Origin of the sequence: Mesorhizobium sp. M7A.F.Ca.CA.002.15.2.1 (assembly GCF_003998715.1) — a bacterium.
Lineage (GTDB): Bacteria > Pseudomonadota > Alphaproteobacteria > Rhizobiales > Rhizobiaceae > Mesorhizobium > Mesorhizobium ciceri.
In genome coordinates, this window is record NZ_RZPI01001268.1 from 1 (window position 1) to 458 (window position 458).

The window sequence follows — 458 nt, forward strand, 5'->3', positions numbered from 1 at the left end:
CAGCTCCGGCACCGCCGCTCGACGGCCAGTACACCATCGTCGGCAATGTCGTCAGCGGCATGGAACTGGTGGATCACATCAAGAAGGGCGACCAGGCGGATAACGGCACGGTCTCCGACCCCGACCGGATGATCAAGGTGCGCATCGCCGCAGACAAGTAAAATTGTCAAATAACTCTGTTTTCTCAAAAGGATATCTGACATGGCCGAAATCAAGGACCGCGAGAACGCGCTCATCATGGAAACGACCAAGGGCACGGTCGTCATCGAACTTTTCCCCGACCTGGCGCCGGGCCACGTCTCCCGCATCAAGGAACTGGCTAGGGAAGGCGCCTATGACGGCGTGGTCTTCCACCGCGTCATCGAAGGCTTCATGGCCCAGACCGGCGACGTCAAGTTCGGCAATTCGAGCAAGCCTTCCTTCGCGCCGTCCCGCGCGGGCATGGGCGGCTCTGAGAA

2 protein-coding genes are annotated in these 458 nt (G+C 60.0%); both read left to right on the forward strand.

Features of this window, described 5'->3' with window-relative positions; genetic code table 11:
- A partial coding sequence (locus tag ENZ74_RS34065) for a peptidylprolyl isomerase (protein WP_206522423.1) occupies positions 1 to 161 on the forward strand: 161 nt, incomplete at its 5' end.
- 40 nt (positions 162 to 201) lie between these two features.
- The coding region (locus ENZ74_RS34070; RefSeq protein ID WP_206522422.1) for a peptidylprolyl isomerase at positions 202 to 458 on the forward strand (257 nt) is incomplete at its 3' end.